15 protein-coding genes and 1 pseudogene are annotated in these 18,185 nt (G+C 61.6%); 7 read left to right on the top strand and 9 right to left on the bottom strand.

All coding sequences use genetic code 11. The annotated features are described in order from the left end of the window. Positions 1–14 precede the first annotated feature (14 nt). The 3 genes from ACYU7Q_RS18515 to ACYU7Q_RS18505 all read left to right on the top strand — a co-directional run bounded on the left by ACYU7Q_RS18515 (position 15) and on the right by ACYU7Q_RS18505 (position 5,036). The gene (locus ACYU7Q_RS18515) at positions 15–1,154 is read left to right on the top strand and encodes an efflux RND transporter periplasmic adaptor subunit (protein WP_460610919.1); all 1,140 of its coding nucleotides are present in this window, start codon (positions 15–17) and stop codon (positions 1,152–1,154) included. A 37-nt stretch (positions 1,155–1,191) separates the two neighbouring features. Next, entirely contained in the window at positions 1,192–4,629 is a 3,438-nt protein-coding gene (locus ACYU7Q_RS18510) for an efflux RND transporter permease subunit (RefSeq protein WP_460610918.1), read from the top strand. A 137-nt stretch (positions 4,630–4,766) separates the two neighbouring features. Next, positions 4,767–5,036, top strand: coding sequence for an acyl carrier protein (locus tag ACYU7Q_RS18505; RefSeq protein ID WP_460610917.1), 270 nt, complete (start codon positions 4,767–4,769; stop codon positions 5,034–5,036). A 490-nt stretch (positions 5,037–5,526) separates the two neighbouring features. Here ACYU7Q_RS18505 and ACYU7Q_RS18500 read toward each other — a convergent pair. The 3 genes and pseudogenes from ACYU7Q_RS18500 to ACYU7Q_RS18490 form a co-directional block, all read right to left on the bottom strand. After that, positions 5,527–5,688: pseudogene (locus tag ACYU7Q_RS18500) on the bottom strand (YkvA family protein); the annotation flags it as partial. 448 nt (positions 5,689–6,136) lie between these two features. Further along, entirely contained in the window at positions 6,137–7,300 is a 1,164-nt protein-coding gene (locus ACYU7Q_RS18495) for a trypsin-like peptidase domain-containing protein (RefSeq protein WP_460610916.1), read from the bottom strand. 78 nt (positions 7,301–7,378) lie between these two features. Continuing rightward, entirely contained in the window at positions 7,379–7,987 is a 609-nt protein-coding gene (locus ACYU7Q_RS18490; RefSeq protein ID WP_198069360.1) for an RNA polymerase sigma factor, read from the bottom strand. A 136-nt stretch (positions 7,988–8,123) separates the two neighbouring features. On the opposite strand from ACYU7Q_RS18490, the gene ACYU7Q_RS18485 reads away from it, so the two are divergent. Further along, positions 8,124–8,357, top strand: coding sequence for a hypothetical protein (locus ACYU7Q_RS18485; RefSeq protein WP_460610915.1), 234 nt, complete (start codon positions 8,124–8,126; stop codon positions 8,355–8,357). Between the two features lie 103 nt (positions 8,358–8,460). On the opposite strand, the gene ACYU7Q_RS18480 is transcribed toward ACYU7Q_RS18485, so the two are convergent. The 4 genes from ACYU7Q_RS18480 to ACYU7Q_RS18465 form a co-directional block, all read right to left on the bottom strand. Then, the gene (locus ACYU7Q_RS18480; protein WP_460610913.1) at positions 8,461–9,501 is read right to left on the bottom strand and encodes an McrC family protein; all 1,041 of its coding nucleotides are present in this window, start codon (positions 9,499–9,501) and stop codon (positions 8,461–8,463) included. Positions 9,502–9,566: 65 nt separating this feature from the next. Beyond that, positions 9,567–10,103: a hypothetical protein gene (locus ACYU7Q_RS18475; protein ID WP_460610911.1), complete on the bottom strand. Its 537-nt coding sequence runs from the start codon at positions 10,101–10,103 to the stop codon at positions 9,567–9,569. 24 nt (positions 10,104–10,127) lie between these two features. Then, the gene (locus tag ACYU7Q_RS18470; RefSeq protein ID WP_460610910.1) at positions 10,128–11,408 is read right to left on the bottom strand and encodes a 5-methylcytosine-specific restriction endonuclease subunit McrB; all 1,281 of its coding nucleotides are present in this window, start codon (positions 11,406–11,408) and stop codon (positions 10,128–10,130) included. A gap of 111 nt (positions 11,409–11,519) precedes the next feature. Continuing rightward, entirely contained in the window at positions 11,520–12,368 is an 849-nt protein-coding gene (locus tag ACYU7Q_RS18465; RefSeq protein ID WP_460610909.1) for a hypothetical protein, read from the bottom strand. A gap of 152 nt (positions 12,369–12,520) precedes the next feature. On the opposite strand from ACYU7Q_RS18465, the gene ACYU7Q_RS18460 reads away from it, so the two are divergent. Continuing rightward, on the top strand, positions 12,521–13,495 hold the full coding sequence (locus ACYU7Q_RS18460; RefSeq protein ID WP_460610908.1) for an isopenicillin N synthase family dioxygenase: 975 nt from the start codon (positions 12,521–12,523) through the stop codon (positions 13,493–13,495). An 84-nt stretch (positions 13,496–13,579) separates the two neighbouring features. Next, complete coding sequence (locus ACYU7Q_RS18455) at positions 13,580–14,875, top strand: chromate transporter (RefSeq protein ID WP_460610907.1); 1,296 nt, start codon at positions 13,580–13,582, stop codon at positions 14,873–14,875. Position 14,876: 1 nt separating this feature from the next. Here the strand turns inward: ACYU7Q_RS18455 and ACYU7Q_RS18450 are convergent, their stop codons facing one another. Together ACYU7Q_RS18450 and ACYU7Q_RS18445 are read right to left on the bottom strand one after the other, a co-directional pair. Next, positions 14,877–16,241, bottom strand: a complete 1,365-nt coding sequence (locus ACYU7Q_RS18450) for a lysophospholipid acyltransferase family protein (protein ID WP_460610905.1) — start codon at positions 16,239–16,241, stop codon at positions 14,877–14,879. Between the two features lie 113 nt (positions 16,242–16,354). Beyond that, entirely contained in the window at positions 16,355–16,858 is a 504-nt protein-coding gene (locus ACYU7Q_RS18445; protein ID WP_460610904.1) for a DUF6799 domain-containing protein, read from the bottom strand. 386 nt (positions 16,859–17,244) lie between these two features. Between ACYU7Q_RS18445 and ACYU7Q_RS18440 the strand changes: the two genes are divergently transcribed. Beyond that, complete coding sequence (locus ACYU7Q_RS18440; RefSeq protein WP_460610903.1) at positions 17,245–18,180, top strand: J domain-containing protein; 936 nt, start codon at positions 17,245–17,247, stop codon at positions 18,178–18,180. Positions 18,181–18,185: the final 5 nt, after the last annotated feature.

Below are 18,185 nucleotides of genomic sequence, written 5' to 3'. Positions count from 1 at the left end.
TACCCCGCTTACCCATGCGTTTCTCCTCAACCCAACCCGCTGCGCTGTTTCTCGCCGGCACCCTGCTGCTTGCCTCCTGCGGCGGCTCTTCCAACAAAGACCCCAAGGCCGAGCTGGCCAAGCTGAAAGGCGAGCAGGCCGCCACGCAGGCCAGAATTGCCGAGCTGGAAGCCAAAACCGGTGGCCCCGCTACGGTGGCTCCCACGCCGGTTTCGGTGATGAACGCCAAGCCCGAAAGCTTCAAGAGCTACCTCGAAGTGCAGGGCCGCGTCGATTTCGACCAGAACGCCACTGTGGGCGCCCGCGCCGCCGGCTCACTCACCAGCATCCGCGTGCAGCGCGGCGACCGCGTGAGCAAGGGCCAGGTGCTGGCCACCATCGATGCCAGCATCCTCGATGCCAGCATTGCCGAGCTGCGCACCCGTATGGACCTCGCCAAAACGGTATACGAGAAGCAGAAGAGCCTCTGGGACCAGCAGATTGGCACCGAAATCCAGTACCTGCAAGCCAAGAACAACTACCAGGCGCTGCAGCGCAACCTGGCCACGCTCAACCAGCAGCGCTCCTTGTACAACGTGGTGGCCCCGTTCTCGGGCACCGTGGACGAGGTGCTGCCCAAGCTGGGCGAAATCGCGGCTCCCGGCTCGCCGGTGGTGCGCCTGACCAGCGGCTCGGGCGGCAAAATCCTGGCCGACGTGTCGGAAGCCTACGGCAACAGCATCAAGGCCGGCGACAACGCCGTGGTAACCATTCCGGACCTGGGCGATGAAGAAATTCCCGCCACGGTGCGCGTCGTGAGCCGCAGCATCAATGCCACCAGCCGCACCTTCACGGTAGAGCTGCGCCTGAAAGGTGCCAAAGCCGCCACCCTGCGGCCCAACATGGTGGCCACCGTCCGCATCCAAAACTACAACGCCACCAACGCCACGGTTATTCCGGTTGATATCGTGCAGCACGACGAGGAAAACAGCTACGTGTACGTGGTGGCCCAGGAGGCCGGCAAGGCCGTGGCCAAGAAGCGCGTCATCAAAACCGGCAATACCTACAACGGCAAGGTGGAAGTGACCAGCGGCCTCACCGCCGAAGACCAGATTATCTCAGGCGGCTACCAGAACCTGAACGAAGGCCAGAAAGTGGCCGTGCAGGGCGCGTAGAGACGCAATTATTTCTCAAGCTTTTAGAGAAGAAACCATGCAGGACATCGAAAAAGAATTTGGCCCAACCAGTTGGTCCATTAATAACAAAACCAGCATCTACATCATCACGGTGCTGCTGTGCGTGGCGGGTATTTTTGCCTACATCAAGCTCGGCAAGGAGAAATTCCCCGACATCGTGATTCCGCGCATCATCGTGGCTACGGTGTACCCCGGCACCTCGCCCACGGACATCGAAAACCTGGTGACGCGCCAGCTCGAAAAGGAGATTAAATCCGTGAACGGGGTGAAGCACATCAACTCCACCTCGAACCAAGACTATTGCATCGTGGACGTGGAATTCACCTCCGGCGTGGATGTGCAAGCCGCCAAGCAGCTCATTAAGGACGCCGTGGACAAGGCCAGCACCGAGCTGCCCAACGACCTGCCGAGCGCGCCGCTGGTGAAGGAAATCAACATTTCCGAGCAGCCCATTATGTTCGTGAACCTGGCCGGCAACCTCCCCGCCGCCCAGCTCAAAAAGTTCGCCGACGACTTCCAGGACAAGATTGAGGCCCTGCCCGAAATTACCCGCGTCGACATCGTGGGCGCCCTCGACCAGCAGGTGAACGTGGACGTGGACCTGAACAAATTGCGCGCCTCGCGCCTCGGCTTCACCGACATTTCCCGCGCCATCAGCGGCGAAAACCTCACCATCTCGGGCGGCTCCATCGACGTGGGCGGGCAGAAACGCGCCGTGCGCGTGGCTGGCCAGTACGCGCGCGCCGCCGACATCGCCGACATCCAAATCAAGAACCTGAACGGCGCGCCCGTGCGCCTCGGCGACATCGCCACCGTAACGGACGGCTTCAAGGACCGCGAAAGCTACGCCCGCCTCGACGGTAAGCCCGCCATCACCCTGAACGTGGTGAAGCGTCAGGGCGAAAACTTGATTGACGCCTCCGACAAAATCAAGGCCCTGATTGAAGAGTCGAAAGCCAGCTTGCCCAAGGAGCTGACCATCACCGTAACCGGCGACACCTCGAACGATACCCGCGTCACGCTGCACGACCTCATCAACACCATCATCATCGGCTTCCTGCTCGTGACGCTGATTCTGATGTTCTTCATGGGCACCACCAACGCGCTGTTTGTGGGCCTCTCGGTGCCGATTTCGATGTTCCTGGCCTTTTTGGTTATCCCGGTTTTTGGCTTCACGCTGAACATGATTGTGCTGTTCGCCTTCCTGCTGGCGCTGGGCATCGTGGTCGATGACGCCATTGTGGTAATCGAAAACACCCACCGCCTGCTACACGAGCACCCCCATCTCGACACGCCCAAAGCGGCCAAATTCGCCGCCGGTGAGGTGTTCGTGCCGGTACTGGCCGGCACGCTGACCACAGTGGCGCCGTTCGTGCCGTTGTTGTTCTGGCCCGGCATCGTGGGCTCGTTCATGTACTACCTGCCTGTAACGCTGATTATCACACTGATGGCTTCGCTCGTGGTGGCCTTCATCATGAACCCGGTATTTGCCGTGAGCTTCATGGAGCGCGAAGAGCATTTCGAAGAAGACCTGCACAGCAAGCCCAAGCTGACCCGCAATTTCCTGCTGGCGATGGGCGCGCTGCTCGTGGTGGCCATCCTCGGCTACGTATCGCATTCCACCTTTGTGGGCAACCTCTCTATCACGGTTATCCTGCTTTGCTTCCTCGATAAGTTCGTGTTTGTGAAGATGATTGCCTGGTTCCAGACGCGCGCCCTGCCGCGGTTCCAGAACGGCTACGCTGGCCTCGTGCGCTGGTCCATCACCCACCCGGTTGTTGTGATGATTGGGGTAGTGCTGCTGTTTTTCGGTTCGTTTGTGGCCGTGGGCATCCGCAAGCCGGCCGTGGCCTTCTTTCCGAAGGGCGACCCCAAGTTCATCTATACCTACCTGAAAATGCCCGTCGGCACCCGTGTTGCCGTCACCGACTCGATTACCAAAGTGCTGGAAAAACGCATCTACGGTGTCATCGGCGAGCATAACCCCGATGTGGAATCTGTCATCACCAACGTGGCCATCGGCGCCGGCGACCCCGGCGAAGCCACCGCCGCTGGCGTGTCGCAGTCGCATATGGGCAAGGTTGGCGTGGCCTTTAAGGAGCTCAGCGAGCGCACCGGCCCGGCCACCCACACCTACATGGATAAAATCCGCGAGGTGGTAAAAGGTATTCCCGGCGCCGAAGTCTCGGTTGACCAGGAGGCCAGCGGCCCGCCCACGGGCAAGGAAATTGCCATCGAAGTAGCCGGCGACGACTACCCCAAACTGGCCGCTCTGTCGAAAAAGGTAATTCGCTACGTTGATTCGATGAAAATCGGTGGCGTGGAGCAGCTGCGCTCCAACCTCGAAGACCGCAACCCCGAAATTGCTGTTAACATCAACCGCACCCGCGCCAACCGCGAAGGCATCAGCACCGGCCAGATTGGGATGGAAGTTCGCACTGCCATTTACGGCACCGAGGCCAGCAAATTCAAGACCCCGGATGACGAATACCCCATCCAGGTGCGCTACGCCAAACCCTACCGCGACGACGTAGACGCTGTGGTAAACGCCCCGCTCACCTTCCGCGACGCTACCGGCGCTGTGCGCCAAGTGCCAATTTCATCGGTGGCCGATGTCACCTACGGCAGCACCTACGGCGGCATTAAGCGCAAAGACACCAAGCGCATCATCACCATCAGCTCGAACGTGCTGGGCGGCTACACCGGCCCCGACGTGGTGCGCAACATCCAGACGGCCCTCAAAGCCTTCCCGCTGCCGCCCGGCTACACCATCAACATGGGCGGTGCCCAGGAAAACCAGAAGGAAACCTCCGACTTCCTGCCGCTGGCCGGCATCGGCGCGCTGGGCCTCATCTTCCTGATTCTGGTTACGCAGTTCAACTCGTTCAGCAAGCCGGTCATCATCCTCTCCGAGGTGCTGTTTTCCATCGCCGGCGTGTTCTGGGGCCTGGCTATTACGGGCCAGAGTGTCAGCATCGTGATGACGGGTGTGGGCATCATTGCCCTGGCCGGTATCGTGGTGAAAAACGGGATTCTGCTGGTCGAATTTATGGACATGCTGCGGGCGCAGGGCATGCCGCTGCGCGAGGCCATCGTGCTGGCCGGCCGCACCCGCCTCAACCCGGTAATCCTCACGGCCACGGCCGCCACGCTGGGCCTCATCCCGCTGGCCATCGGCCTGAACATCGATTTCTACGAGCTGTTCAACTCCGGCAACGCCCATTTCTTCATCGGCGGCGAGTCGGTAACGTTCTGGGGCCCGCTGGCCTGGACCATCATTTTCGGTCTGGTGTTCGCCACGGGAATCACCCTGCTGGTGGTGCCGGTGATGTATTTGCTGAGCGAATCGCTGAAGGGAAAAATTTCGGGAAAAAATCCCGACCACGTTGCAACCATTTCCGAGGAGGTGGGCTCTGAGGAAGTACAGGCGGCTACGCCGCCTGTACTAGCCTAACGTTTCAGGCGTTGGGTGCCCGCTGGCCGGCTGTTGTTGCAGCAGCGGCCGCCGGTGGGCACTTTGCCCCGCCGCCGCGGGGGCTACTGAAACAGAGCGCCAGCCCTTGCCTCACCATCTTTTTCCGCAACTCTATTATGTACGTATCCACCATTAGCTCCACGCACCACACGCCTACTATCGAGCAGCAGGTATTCCGCATTATCAGCAAGCGCAAGGCCATTCGGGCCAGCCGCGTGCGCAAAACCGCCAGCCTCGCCCGCGACCTGCGTTTCGACACCGTCGACGTAGTAGATATCATTCTGGAACTGGAGCGCAACTTCAGCATCACCATCCCCGACGAAGTGCCGCTCTACACCGTGGGCGACTTCGTTCGCTACGTGCGCGACCACGCCGCTGCCGCGTAATGATTTTTACGGATGGCCCAGCAAAAAGCCCCGGCAACTTAAGTTGCCGGGGCTTTTTGCTTATCGGTTTCGGTGGTCTGGTCTAGCGCACGTTGCCGCCGGTATCCAAGGTGCCGGGGTCGGATGCGTTGCGGCTGCCTTCCCAGGTCCGAACGGTGGGGCCATTGGTTGCGCCCGTGGGCTGGACATCGGGGCCGGCCTCGTGTACCGGGCGCGGGTTGCTGCTTTCGGGCGAGCCCAGGCCCGAATCAGTGTTAGATGAATGGGCTTGGTGGGTGGTAGTACCGGCGTGCTTCGCCGATTCTTCGGCCACCTGCGCAGCAGGGGCGTTAGAATGCGAGGGCTGGGCGGCAGGCGCCGCCGTTTTTGGGGTGAGGCCGCTGGCCGTGGCGGTTACGTCTGTGGCGCTGGTTTTGGCCTCGCTGGCGCGGGTCAGCTCCCACTCGTGGAACTTGTCCATTTCGCCCTTCAGCGTGGTCGAGAACCAAGCCACCAGGGCCACGTCATCAAGCAAACCCAACACCGGAATGAAGTCCGGAATCAGGTCAATTGGGCTCAGAAAGTAAATAAGCACGGCCACGGCCGCCGCTACCGTGGTGCCGGGCACGCCCGTATACTCGCCCGACATCGACGCCTTGATGAGGCGGAACATAGTCTGGAGGGTTTCCCAGGCTTCGTGGGCCAGCGTGCCCACGTCATTTTTCTCGCTGGCTTTCTTGTAGGCATCGGTCAGCAGCGTCTTCATGCGCGTGGGCTGCTTGATGTAGCCTTCGGCAGTATTCAGAAACTTCTTGAAAATAGCGGAGCCCGCAACGTCGTTGCTGGTCGGCGGGGTTTGTTGGTTTTGAGCCACGGAATGCGGAGGTTAAGAAAGACAAAAAGATTGAAAGACAAGCGCCGCTCATCTAAGCCTGAATACTACATTACGGAACCTAAGGTTATGAAAAAACGCCTGCAGTAGCCTTGCCAAACGCGAGAATAGCCGGCTTGTTTTGATGTTCTATGAACAATAATCGCCACGCCTGAGCAGTCATTACAACACAAAGGCCCGCTTCGATAAAGAAACAGGCCTTTGCACAGCGTTGGAACAGAATAGCAGCCTATTCAAACACCTTCACTACGAATACATAGTCCTGCAGCTTCTTGAGCTGCTGGGGCCGCCCGGTGCCAGCCAATTGGCCAAAACGGGGCAAGTGGTAAGGGTAGGTCGCCGCCGATTTGGCGGCCAGCGAATCTACGAGGCGCACGAGGTACGACGACTTGGTGGCGAAGGCGGCACTCTGCGCGTCGTTCTGCCGGCCGCTCACCACGCCAATCAGGTTGCCGCGCTCGTCCAATAGCGGGCCGCCCGAGTTGCCGGGGTTCACCGGAATGCTCACCTGGTAGAAGGCGGTATCGCCCTCGAAGCCCGAGCGGGCGCTCAGCGAGCCTTCGCCGTACACCACGTCCTCGCGCGGGTAGCCGAGTGTGAACACCCGCTCGCCCAAATCGGCCTGGCCCGATTTCACGGCGTAAGGCAACCGACCGAAACCGGTGAAGCGCTTATCGGTGATGCGCAGAATGGCCAGGTCGTGCTTCACATCGGAATAAACCGGCTCAGCGTGGTAGCGCTGGTGGTTACGGCCTTCAATCAGCAAAGAGTCAGCCCCTTGAATAACGTGGAAGCTGGTCACGATATAGCCTTCCGAAGTAAGGGCAAAGCCCGTACCGCTGAACTTGCTAGGCATGGGCGCGATGGTTTCCTTGCCTATCTGGGTGTTCAGCGTCAGCTTCAGGTCTTTCTGGCTTTTCTTAATTCGCTCTACTTCGCGGCGAAGCGCCTGGTAGCTGGCCGGAACGGGCAGGTGCGAAGTCTTCCACAAATCCAGCCCCAGCAGGGTGGCAAACACGGCCATCACGGCCACCGAAGCAGCCACGCCCACGGTGGCGCGGTGGCCGCTCCAGAACTCGCGCAGCTTGCGCTCGGTGCGCGAAATGCGCAGCATCGGGTGCACGGTATGGGTAAGGCCGGTGGCGGGCAGGGCAATTTCTTCGGGGGCATCGGCGGCCAGCATGGCGGCATGGATGCCGCGCAGCTGCTGCCGGGCCTGCTGGCGCTGCCCATAGGCGCGCAGCGTGCCCGTCAGCTCGGTGAAGTCGGCGTAGCGCAGGGTCAGGGCTGGGTCGGCCGCGAGGCGCGCTTCGAGGTTGGCACGGGCGGGCCCGGCCAGCTCGCCGTTCGAGTAGGCTTCAAATAAGGCGTAATAGTCAGCTTCAGTCATCATGGGTAAATGCCGTGGGCCGGGGCCGGCGGCGGTAAGCGGATGGGAGGTTCCGCCGACTACTGCCGACGGCTAACGATATCAGATAGGCTCTTCTTTATAATGGGCGAAGAATAATTTTTTCAGGCGCACGAGGCACTTGTATTTCTGGTTTTTGGCATTGTCGGCGTTGGTGTAGCCGAATTCTGCCGTAAGGTCCTGCATCGACTTATCGAGCAGGTAAAAGCCTTCCAAAAGCGAACGACAGGGCTCCCCCAGGTGGTTCAGGGCCTCGCTCATGGTGGCGAAACGGCGGTCCTGTTCCTCGGCGGCCAGCAGGTCTTCCTCGGCTCCCGTGTTCAGGTACGGGCCATGCTCCTCGTCGTCGAGCAAGCGCACGCCGAAGCGGCTTTTGCTGGTCAGGCGCTTGAGCCACAGGCGGCGGCACACGGCGTAGAGGTAGGTTTTAATCTGGCAGCTGAGCTCGAGGGAGCCGTCGCGTACTTTTTCATAAAACACCATCACGCCTTCCTGGTACACGTCCTGGGCGTCGTCCTCGGTGCCGCTGTTTTGCAGCACGAAGTGCGACACCATGGGCCAGTGCAGCCGGTAGAGGTGGGCCAGGGCCCGCTCATCGCCGCCGCGAATGGCGGCAATCAGCGCGTCGTCGGTAGGAGTCAAAGAAGAGGAAGTTGGATTGCCCCTGCTCATTCACTTTGGGGGTTAATACAGGCAAAGGCTACAAGTAACCCGCCGAAATAATTTTTTTCCGGGCTGGGTTACCTTTCCGGAAAGCGGGGATAAAGGGCGTTTTTAAGTTAACCCGTTTTCAAAATTACCCCCAAAGATGAAAAATCTGTTTAAAGCTGCTGCCCTGGGCCTGGCTCTCACCGCTGGTCTGACTTCGTGCGGCGAAAAGAAGACCGAAGAAACCACCACGGTTGAGACTCCTGCTACCGGCACGGAAGCTACGACGACCACCACCAGCACCGACAGCACCGCTACGGCTGCTCCCGCTGCTGACTCGGCTGCTGCTCCTGCTGCTACCACCACCACGACTACGACCGAAGAGAAGAAGTAGTTTGCTGCTGGCCCTGGGCCAGCGCAAATCTTCGTCATTCGACACCGGCAGCCCGGATTTTCCATTTGGAAAGTCCGGGCTGCTTTTTTATGCCCGCGGGGCATTATTCCACCAGCCGCAGCAAATCGGCGGCGATGCCCGGCCAGGGCTGGTGCAGGTTGAGGGTGACGACGCGCACCGGATGGCCGCCCAGGGTGTAGCGCACATCCACGTCTTGCGTGGCGGCCGGGTAGAGCAAAATGCCCTCTAGCGCCTGGCCAGGAGCGGGGCGCTGGTTCTGGAGGTAGGCGTAGAGCTGGTAGAGGTGCGGGGCAATGAGGCGCTGCCGGTCGTAGCGCGGGCGCAGGGCGGCGGCGTAGTATTTGGTGTCGAGGATGATTTTGCGGTCGGGCGCTTCCAGCGTGGTGTCGGTGAGCATGGTGGGCAGCAGGGCGAGGTCGGCGGGCATCGGGGCTTCGGCCTGCCAGGCAATAGTTTCGGCAAACACGCGGTAGCGGCGCTGCTCGCGGCGAAAAAAATTGCGGGTGAACTGCTCGAAGATGCGCGCCATCAGCACCTCATCGCGCCGGAAATCGGTGAAGCGCTTGCGGCCGGTGGCGGTAGGTTCGGGCAGGGCCGTCAGCCACACCAGCTCGCAGATATGCACCAGGAACGCGGCCTGGCTATCCGGCCGCTGCCGCCGTAGCTCCCGAAACGTAGCGGCCGTGGGGGGCGGCCATGTGGCATCATTCAGCCCCGCCGGGAACCGCTGGCCGACTTGGTGCAACTCCCGGCGCAAGGCCGAGGGCAAAGCCGCTGCCCGCCCCAGCACGCCCAGCGTTTGGGCGATGAGGCGGTGCAGGGGCGAAGCCGTGCTCAACTCATCGAAGGTGCAGATGGCGCGGCCCTGGCTCAACAAACCCCGGCCCAGCGTAGGGGCCAGCTCCACGCGCCCGCGCAGGCTGGTGAGCTCGGCTTGCTGCGTCTCGAAGGTGCGCGGCAGGCCGGTTTTAAGCAGGCGTCGGGTGGCGTGCAGCAGCACCTGCGCCAGCAGCCCCAACGGCTGCTCGAAGGGCGTGGCCTCGCTGGCCAGCAGCACGGCCGGCTCGGGCAGCCGGTTCCAGGCGTAGCAGAGGAAATAGTAGAGCGTGCCTATCGGTATCACGAATCGGAAGCAAATGCGATGAGCTTATTGTTTTGCAAGTGCCAGATGAGCAATAAGTAGAAGCGTTATGCAGCGCTGGTGTCTGGGTTGGGGTAAGCGTATAAATCGCCGTAATCGTAGAGCACTTGGGCATTTTCCATATACAAGCTCAGAAAAGTGGCCAGTGACGAAGTGATGACCTTGAACCTGTTGTGGGTTGGCATGATGCCAATCTGATAGCCATCACCCGTTGGGTTGGGAATGAACGCATACTGCCAGCTCCATTGCATGTAGTCGACAAAGGCCGTTACGCTGGTTGAAACAGTCTTTACTCCAAGCATCGAATCGATAAGCAATTCACGCGGTTCTGTGCGCAACTCTTCTACCGAAAAAAAGTAAAACCCTTCCTCATCAGTATCTATATGGCGCTCAATCAGGTCAACGCGCATACCATTTGAGCATTGATATAGGCTAGCAAAATCGGTAGGTAGCGCCACGCCGTTTGCTCGCGCTATGACTGTAGCATTCCACTGCTCAGCAGGAGCCGCGAGAATTGCTTGGTCGCGCCAATAATCCGCCAGCACTTCGAGCGTTGCGGAAAGAATTTTGATGGAATGAGGCATGACTTAACTAAAAGTCTGGTTGTGTTACGCCAGCAGCTTGCGGAGCTGCGCGGCAGCCGTGGCGGGCTGCTCGCGCCAATAATCGGCCAGTAGCGGGCCAATTTCCTGCTCGAAAATCAGGCGCAGCCACTCCGAAGCCTGCTCCGGCCGGGCCGGGGGCTGACAGAAGTAGCTGTGGCCAATTTCAAAGTCCGGCCCCAGCTCGGGGTCGTCGGCAATGGTTTGGTTGAGGGCGGCCATGCGGGTGCAGAGGCGCTCGATAATCTCGGCGGGCACGTGGCGGGCCGCCAGTTGCTGCCGGAGCGGCGCACCAAACTGCGGCCCCAGCGCCACGAACGCAAAGCGGCGGCGCATGGCATAATCCAGCGGGCTGAGCGAGCGGTCGGCCAGGTTGAGCGTGCCAATGACGTAGAGGTTATCCGGTACGAAGAATTTGGGGGCATCAGGCGGAGCGTAGGGTAGGCGCAGGGCGTGGGCGGGACCGCGCTTGTCGGCTTCGAGCAACAGTAACAATTCACCAAAAATGCGCGGTACGTTACCCCGATTTACCTCGTCAATCAGCAGAAAATACGGCCGGCCGGGGTCGGTCGTGGCGCGCTGGCACAGCAGCGGCAGCAAGCCGGGCACTAGATGGAACCGGCCCTTGGCATCGGGCCGGAAGCCCAGCATAAAATCCTCGTAGCCGTAGCTGGGGTGGAACTGCACCAGCTCAATGCGGCTTTCGTCCTGCGCGCCCAGCAGGAGCCAGGCCAGGCGGCGCGCCAGGAAGGTCTTGCCCGTGCCGGGCGGGCCTTGCAATAGCAGATTGCGGCGGCGCGCCAGGCCCGCCAGGGCCGCATCCAGCTCGGCTTCGGTGACGAATAGCTCAGCCAGCGCCTCAGTACGGGTGTAGGCGGGCGCGGCATATGCTGCGTTCGGCTCGGCCGCGTGGGCGGGCGGGGCATCGGCATTTTTGGCCAAGCCGGTGTATAAGTCCTCGGCTTGCTGGTGGGCCACTTCCTCGCCGTCGGGGCCGGAGCCGGCCGTGAGCACTGGCCGCTTCGTACTGATGGTAAAATCCAGGCTTTCGAGCAGGGCGTTGGTAGGTGCGCCGGCGGGACGGGGCCAGTGGGCGGCCGGGTTGGCGGTGGCCAGGCGGTAGGCCAGCTCGGCCACGGCGCGGGGCGGGTAGCGCCGGCCGCGATACACCAGCTCGTATACGGTGCTGGGCGGCAGCAGGCGGCCTTCGCGCGCTATCTGGCGCAGGGCGCGCAGCACCTGCTCGCGGGTGAGCAGCGGGGCAGAATCGGCAGGGGCAACGGACATAGGAGGCAAGGTAGAACCGGTACAATAAACGGCTTTAACCAAAAAAGTCTCCCGGCCGGGCCGGGAGACTTTTGAAGATGAAATCGTAACGAAGAAATAATGCCTTCGAGACTAGGGAGCTACCGTAAACTTGCGCGTTACCGAGTTGTACGGGCCGGGAATCATGTTGCCGCTGGCATCTACCAGTTCCAGCTTCACGGTGTTTTCGCCGGCGGGCAGGCCTTCCATCTGGTAAGGCATCCAGCGGTCGAGCATGAACTCGGTGCCGTTGATGGTGGCGCGGACGCGGTTTCCGCCGGGCTCCAAGGTGGTGTTCACCAGGTAGAAATCCAGCATGATGCGCTTGGCATCGGCACCCGAATACGTGTCTTTCGGGCGGCTGTAGAACAGGTTTGGAGCCTTGGTGTCGATGATGGGCGTGGCCGGCGGCGGGGTATTGCCCACGTTGATGATGCGCAGGTCGTAGGCGCCGCGGTGCTTCAGGCTCTCGTGGTAGGAACGCGACAGGAACGAGAGCACCACGTGCTGGCCATCAGGAATGGGCTTGCTGAATTTGGTTTCGTAGTGGGCCGTGTAGGGCTCGTTGTCTACAATGTTGTGGATGTGCTGGCCCTTCATCGAGTTGGCCATTTCGGCCATGTGGGGGCCGCCGCTCATTTTGGTGAGCAGAAAGTTGCTGATTTGGTAGTCAAACATCACCTCGCCGCTGGGCACGGTGGCCCCGGCAATGGGGGTGCGCAGCTGCATCTGGGCTTCGGGGAATTTGGGCGAATCGCCGAAAGGCGTGAGGCGGATACCGTTTGATTCCATGCTTTCGCCGCTGCCACCGGCCCGGGTGGCGCTGGGGTTGTTGCCGCCGGCATTGGCACTTACGTCGGTGGCGGGCTTGCTCGTTTCGCAGCTAGCCAGCAGTGCCAGCGTAACGGTGGTGCTGCACAGCAGCCAAAGGGGGCGTTTCATAGAATCGAACGTTAAAAAAAGAGGTAGTGGTTTATTTGATAGTGACCATAAACGAAGTCGCTTACGGTGAAGGACCGGTGCCGGGTTTTGCTTAACTTGCGCCGTTGCCCACCAACGGGCCTACGCGGCCCCAAAGTAAACTCAATTTTATCATGCAAGACCAACTTCTTGACCATATTCCCTCGCTCGACCTCGCCGACTTCCGTTCCGGCGACCCCGAGCGCAAGGCCCGTTTCGTGCAGCAGCTCGGCGAGGCCTACCAAAACATTGGCTTTGTGGCCCTGAAAAACCACGGCCTCAACGACGAGCAGACCAAACAGCTGTACGCCGACGTGCAGGCCTTCTTCCAACTGCCCGACGAAGCCAAGCAGCGCTACGAGAAGCCCGAGCTGGCCGGCCAGCGCGGCTACATCAGCAAAGGCAAGGAGCACGCCAAGGGCCGCAACACCGGCGACCTGAAGGAGTTTTACCACGTGGGCCAGGAAGTGGAAGGCGAGGACCCCATCAAGAGCGAGTACCCCGACAATATCTGGCCCGAGGAGCTCAGCACATTCAAAAACACGGCCCTGACCACCTACCGCACCCTGGAGTCGGCCGGTAAGGACGTGCTGCGCGCCATTGCCCTGTACCTGCACCTGCCCGAAAACTACTTCGACGACAAGGTGAAAAACGGCAACAGCATCCTGCGCCCCATTCACTACTTCCCCATCGAAGACCCGAACGCGGTGCCCGCCGATGCCGTGCGCGCCGCCGAACACGGCGACATCAACCTCATCACTCTGCTGATGGGCGCCAGCGCCGACGGCCTGCAGGTGAAGCGCCGCGACGGCAAGTGGATTCCCATCACGGCGCTGCCCGACCAGATTGTGGTGAACGTGGGCGACATGCTCCAGCGCCTCACCAATGGCGTGCTGAAGTCCACTATTCACCGCGTGGTGAACCCGCCCCGCGAAAAAATGAACACCTCGCGCTACAGCATCCCGTTCTTCATGCACCCGCGCTCCGAAATGAGCCTGGCCGCCCTGGAGCACTGCGTGACGCCCGACAACCCCAAGAAGGAGGCCGACATCACGGCCGGCGAGTTCCTGAACGAGCGCCTGATTGAGCTGGGTTTGAAGAAGAAGTAATTTGTCATTCCGAACGCAGCGAGGAATCTGAGCCCAGAAGCCCGCTGTGGTTAATCCAGCTTCCTCGCATCGCTCGGAATGACAATGAATAGCTCTGCCCCGCACCCCGCCGCCCCCGTTTCCCTCACGCCGCCCCCGCGGCGCTCGGGCAAGCGCACGCGGCGGGTGCGGGGCATTATTTTTTTGAAGGATGTGGCCGTGCTGGCCCTCACGGCCTTTGGTGGGCCGCAGGCGCACCTGGCCATGTTCTTTCGGCTGCTGGTGGAGAAACGCCGCTACATCAGCGCGGCCGAGCTGCTGGAGTTGCAGGCGCTGTGCGCGCTGCTGCCGGGCCCCACTTCCACGCAAACCATCACGGTGATTGGTTTCCGGCTGGGCGGGCCCAACCTGGCCTACCTCACGCTGCTGGTCTGGATGGCGCCGGCCGTGACGCTCATGACACTCGCCGGCCTCACCCTCAGCCACCTCGACCCAGCCCGCGTCACGGCGCTGGTGCAGTTTGTGCAGCCGGTGGCGGTGGGCTTCGTGGCGTTCTCGGCCTACAAGATTGCGGAGAAGGTTATTCATACCAAAACGGCCGTGGCCCTGATGGTGGCCGCCGCCATGCTGGCCTACTTTTTCCAGCTGCCCTGGATGCTGCCGTTGCTGCTGCTGGCCGGCGGGGCCGTGACCACGGTGCGCTACCGCAAGCACGCCATCGTGCAGGAAAAAAAGCCCCTGCGCGTGGAATGGGCCAATTTCGTGCTGTGGTTTGGCATCCTGGTAGGGGCGGCCGTAGTGGGGCACTACACGCGTTGGCTGCCGGTGCGGCTGTTCGAGAATTTCTATCGCAACGGTTCGCTGGTATTTGGGGGCGGGCAGGTGCTGGCCCCGCTGCTGTATGCCGAGTTCGTGGAGTTCAAGCATTACCTCACGGGGCCGGAATTTCTGTCGGGGCTGGGGCTGGTGCAGGCCATGCCGGGGCCCAATTTTTCCATCGCGGCTTACATCGGAGCGCTGGCCATGCGGCCGGCGGGTGGCACCAGCTTGCAGGTGCTGGGGGCGCTGGTAGGGGTGGCGGGCATCTTTCTGCCGGGCACGTTCCTGATATTTTTCGTGATTCGCTTCTGGGACCGGCTGCGGCAGTATCGGGTGGTGCAGGCCTCGCTGGAGGGCATCAACGCCGTGAGCGCCGGGCTGGTGTGCGCGGCCACGTTCCTGCTCTACCACCCGCTGCCCTACCGCCTGCTGGAGCTGCCCTTCCACCTCGGCCCCATCAATTCGCTGCCCCTGAACCCGCTGCTGGTGGGCCTTACTTTCCTGCTGCTGCTCTGGGAAAAGGTGCCGAGCGTGGTCATTATCGCCGTGGCGCTGCTGGCCGGCGCGCTGATGCGGGCTTAACTCAATTCGCTGATTTCGCGGTTAAATAGGCCATTCGGGCATCCTCCAACTCGGTTAGCAACGTAGCGCGTTGCTTCAGCAGGGCCTGGCCCACGGCCGGCGTGCGCCGGAACAGCCGCGCTGCCCGCAGCCGCCGCAGCCGCGCCGAAAGGGTGCTCCAATAACTCAGGGCATAGAAGCCGGTAAGGGGCAGGCTGAGCACGTAGAGCGCCGTCAGGCGCCAGTCATGGGTGAGGTAGTGCTGCACGGCGGCCGCTTGCAGCGCATACGCCAGCGGGAAGGTAATCATGCCCATCACCAGCATGATGGGGGCCACAAACTCCACGTCTTTGGTGGCCCGCTTGGCCACGGCCGAGGGCAGGATGTAGGGCAAATAGTTGTTGATTACCCCATACAGCCACACCGGTACGCCAAATACCAGGTTGAGCAGGCCCACCACGGAGCCGCGCCGCTGGCTGTCGAGCGCCTCGTCGGTGAGGCCGTGGCGGCGCAGGTCGGCCAGGTAGGCCTCAAACTGGGCACGGGCGGCGGTGAGGCGCTCGGGAAAGTGCTGCTCGGCCCAGGGCAGGGCCTGGAGCAGCGTGCGGCTGAGCTGGAAGTTGTCGTAGAGCGTATCGGGGTCGTCGTCGGGGTTGAGGTGGCTGCCGAACACGCGCTCAATCTGCTGCACGAAGGCGTCCTCGGCCGCGTCGCGGGTGATGACCAGCCGCCGCTCCAGCGCCACCCGAATGGCCTCGGTGAGCTGGTCGGCGGCCTCGTCGGGGTCCTGGGCGTAGGCGGCGGCGTAGTCGGCCACGCGAATGGGCGGGGCCACGTTCAGCAGAACATCCGAGCGAAATTTGCTGGGGTCGAAATAATTGGTCGCCACCGGCACCACCTTCAGGCCCAGTTTGAAATGGTGCCGGGCCTCGGCCCCCAGCGCAATGCGCGCCGCACCGGTTTTGAGGGGCCGTAGGCGGCGCTCGCTCACGCTGGTGCCCTCCGGGAATATCATGATGGTGCCACCCCGGCCCAGGTAGTCGTAGCAGCGGCCGAACGTAGCTTCATTCTGCGCCGCCCGTTGCGCGGGCGTAACGGGGCCGCCCTGGCCCGCGTCCTGCGCCCGGTAGATGGGGATGGAGTTGCCCGACTCCATGATGGCGCGCAGGATGGGGTTGACAAAAAACGTGCTTTTGGCCAGGAAGGCGATGGGCTGGCGGCGGTTCACGGCCGCCAGCAACGGGTCCATGAGGGTGTTGGGGTGGTTGCCGGCCAGCAGCAGCGGCCCGGGCAGGTGCAGGCGCTCGGCGTGGCGCACCTCGATGCGGCGGAAAAAGACCCGCAGCGCAACCTGCACCAGCGGTTTCATCACAGTATAAAAAAGCATGGGCGGGAATACGGCGTGTGGCTCCGAAAGATAGGCCCGCGCTGCCCCCAAACGCCAAGCGCCGCCAAACCCGGAGGCTTGGCGGCGCTGGTGCCCTGGGAATGAGGGGCTGACTACTTCTTCTTTTTCTTTTCGGCCTTGGCTTTGGCTTTGGCCTTTTCTTCGTCGCGCTTGGCCTTCTCTTTGGCTTTTTTGGCGGCGGCTTCTTCCATTTTCTTGCGCTTGCCGGGGTATTTGGCGTCGAAGGCCATCACCTTGGCAATGCTGTCGGCATCGGCAATGGCCTTGCGGCTGGTCACGCGGCCGGTGAGCGACACGTAGTCGCCCTCGGCAATCTGGGTGGTGGTGCCATCGGGCGTCGTTACCGCGCCGGCCGGGGTGATGACGGTACCATTAATCAGCTTTTTATCGGCCGTGAGCGGGTTGCTGATGCCGAGCTCGGTGAGCACCACCCGGCCCTTTTGCATCGAGATGCCGTCCTTAATTCCCTCGGTGGCCGCTGCCGCGGCACGGGGCTTGGGCTGCACCCGGCCCGGGCGCGCCGTCTGGGCTTGTACCACGGCAATATTCAGTAAAGCCAACGCAAAAGCACCGAGGAGGGAATTCTTGATTTTCATGGAAAAATTAAAAACAGAATAAGGAAAAGCGTAACGATAAATGCTTCCAGTAGGCAAATATAAGCCTTTTTCAGAATATGACGGTTGTGTTATGTTGTAGAGGAGTGCAAAATAGGATTTCCGATTAACAGGGGCGAAAAGTCAACATTCTCGCACCGCTTGCGTTCAGGAGGGTATCCAATTTTGATGCCGGAAACCAGTTCTTAACGTTTTTCCATGCCTCTGCATCCCTAAATACGAAAACGGACGGCCAGCAGCGTAATGCACCCCGCAAAATTGTCGGCATCAGAAATTGGCCATTAATGCTGAATTTGCGGGACGACCGCAAATGTCGGCTGACCAGCCGCTCCTGCCCCCGAATAACTTCATCGCATTTCCCTCATCCCGTGGATTACAAAGACTATTACAAAGCGCTGGGAGTGGATAAAAACGCCACGCCCGAGCAAATCAAGAAGGCGTACCGCAAGCTGGCCCGCCAGCACCACCCCGACGTGAACCCCAACGACAAGGGCGCGGAACAGAAATTCAAGGAAATAAACGAGGCCAACGAAGTCCTCAGCGACCCCGACAAGCGGAAGAAGTACGACCAGTTCGGGGCCGACTGGCAGCGCTACCAGCAGCAGCCCGGTGGCGGCGCGGGCCGCGGCGGCCAGCCCGGCGGCGGCTTCGACTGGAGCCAGTACACCCAAGGCGGCGGGGGCGGCGGCAACCCGTTTGGCGAGGGCGAAGACTTCTCGGATTTTTTCGGCTCGCTCTTCGGCAACATGGGCGGCGGGCGGCGGGCCGGCGGCACCCGCCCCGGGGCCGGCCCCGACTACCAGGCCGAGCTGGAATTGAGCCTGGAGGAAGCCTACCACGGCGGCCCGCGCACCATCACGGTGAATGGCAAAAACCTGCGCCTGAACATCGCGCCGGGCGTAGCCGACGGCCAGACCATCCGCCTGCGCGACCAGGGCGGTCCTGGTCGCAACGGCGGCCCCAACGGCGCGTTGCTCATCACCTTCCGCATCCGGCCCGATGCCCGCTACGCCCGCACCGGCGACGACCTAACCCAGGACGTACCCGTAAGCATCTACAAGGCCCTGCTGGGCGGCGAGCAAACCGTGGAAACCCTCAGCGGCCCCGTCAAAATCAAGCTCAAGCCCGAAACGGCCAACGGCACCCGCCTGCGCCTGCGCGGCAAAGGCTTCCCGGTGTATAAAAAGGAGGGCCAGTTCGGCGACCTCTACCTGCGCCTGAATCTGACATTGCCTCAGCACCTCACCGACCAAGAAAAAGAACTGATTCGGCAGCTGGCCGCCCTGCGACCCGCCGAAGCCTAACCCAT

The organism is Hymenobacter terrigena (assembly GCF_054776515.1).
This window is presented reverse-complemented; position numbering and strand designations above follow the sequence as displayed.

What these genes read in the sequence shown, in the direction of transcription:
- ACYU7Q_RS18495 (WP_460610916.1), bottom strand. Translation starts at nt 7,300, where the DNA reads ATGATGACTGAAGCTGACTATTACGCCTTATTTGAAGCCTACTCGAAC.
- ACYU7Q_RS18450 (WP_460610905.1), bottom strand. Translation starts at nt 16,241, where the DNA reads ATGCTTTTTTATACTGTGATGAAACCGCTGGTGCAGGTTGCGCTGCGG.
- ACYU7Q_RS18510 (WP_460610918.1), top strand. Translation starts at nt 1,192, where the DNA reads ATGCAGGACATCGAAAAAGAATTTGGCCCAACCAGTTGGTCCATTAAT.
- ACYU7Q_RS18445 (WP_460610904.1), bottom strand. Translation starts at nt 16,858, where the DNA reads ATGAAAATCAAGAATTCCCTCCTCGGTGCTTTTGCGTTGGCTTTACTG.
- ACYU7Q_RS18490 (WP_198069360.1), bottom strand. Translation starts at nt 7,987, where the DNA reads ATGAGCAGGGGCAATCCAACTTCCTCTTCTTTGACTCCTACCGACGAC.
- ACYU7Q_RS18465 (WP_460610909.1), bottom strand. Translation starts at nt 12,368, where the DNA reads ATGAAACGCCCCCTTTGGCTGCTGTGCAGCACCACCGTTACGCTGGCA.
- ACYU7Q_RS18485 (WP_460610915.1), top strand. Translation starts at nt 8,124, where the DNA reads ATGAAAAATCTGTTTAAAGCTGCTGCCCTGGGCCTGGCTCTCACCGCT.
- ACYU7Q_RS18505 (WP_460610917.1), top strand. Translation starts at nt 4,767, where the DNA reads ATGTACGTATCCACCATTAGCTCCACGCACCACACGCCTACTATCGAG.
- ACYU7Q_RS18470 (WP_460610910.1), bottom strand. Translation starts at nt 11,408, where the DNA reads ATGTCCGTTGCCCCTGCCGATTCTGCCCCGCTGCTCACCCGCGAGCAG.
- ACYU7Q_RS18475 (WP_460610911.1), bottom strand. Translation starts at nt 10,103, where the DNA reads ATGCCTCATTCCATCAAAATTCTTTCCGCAACGCTCGAAGTGCTGGCG.
- ACYU7Q_RS18460 (WP_460610908.1), top strand. Translation starts at nt 12,521, where the DNA reads ATGCAAGACCAACTTCTTGACCATATTCCCTCGCTCGACCTCGCCGAC.
- ACYU7Q_RS18455 (WP_460610907.1), top strand. Translation starts at nt 13,580, where the DNA reads ATGAATAGCTCTGCCCCGCACCCCGCCGCCCCCGTTTCCCTCACGCCG.
- ACYU7Q_RS18515 (WP_460610919.1), top strand. Translation starts at nt 15, where the DNA reads ATGCGTTTCTCCTCAACCCAACCCGCTGCGCTGTTTCTCGCCGGCACC.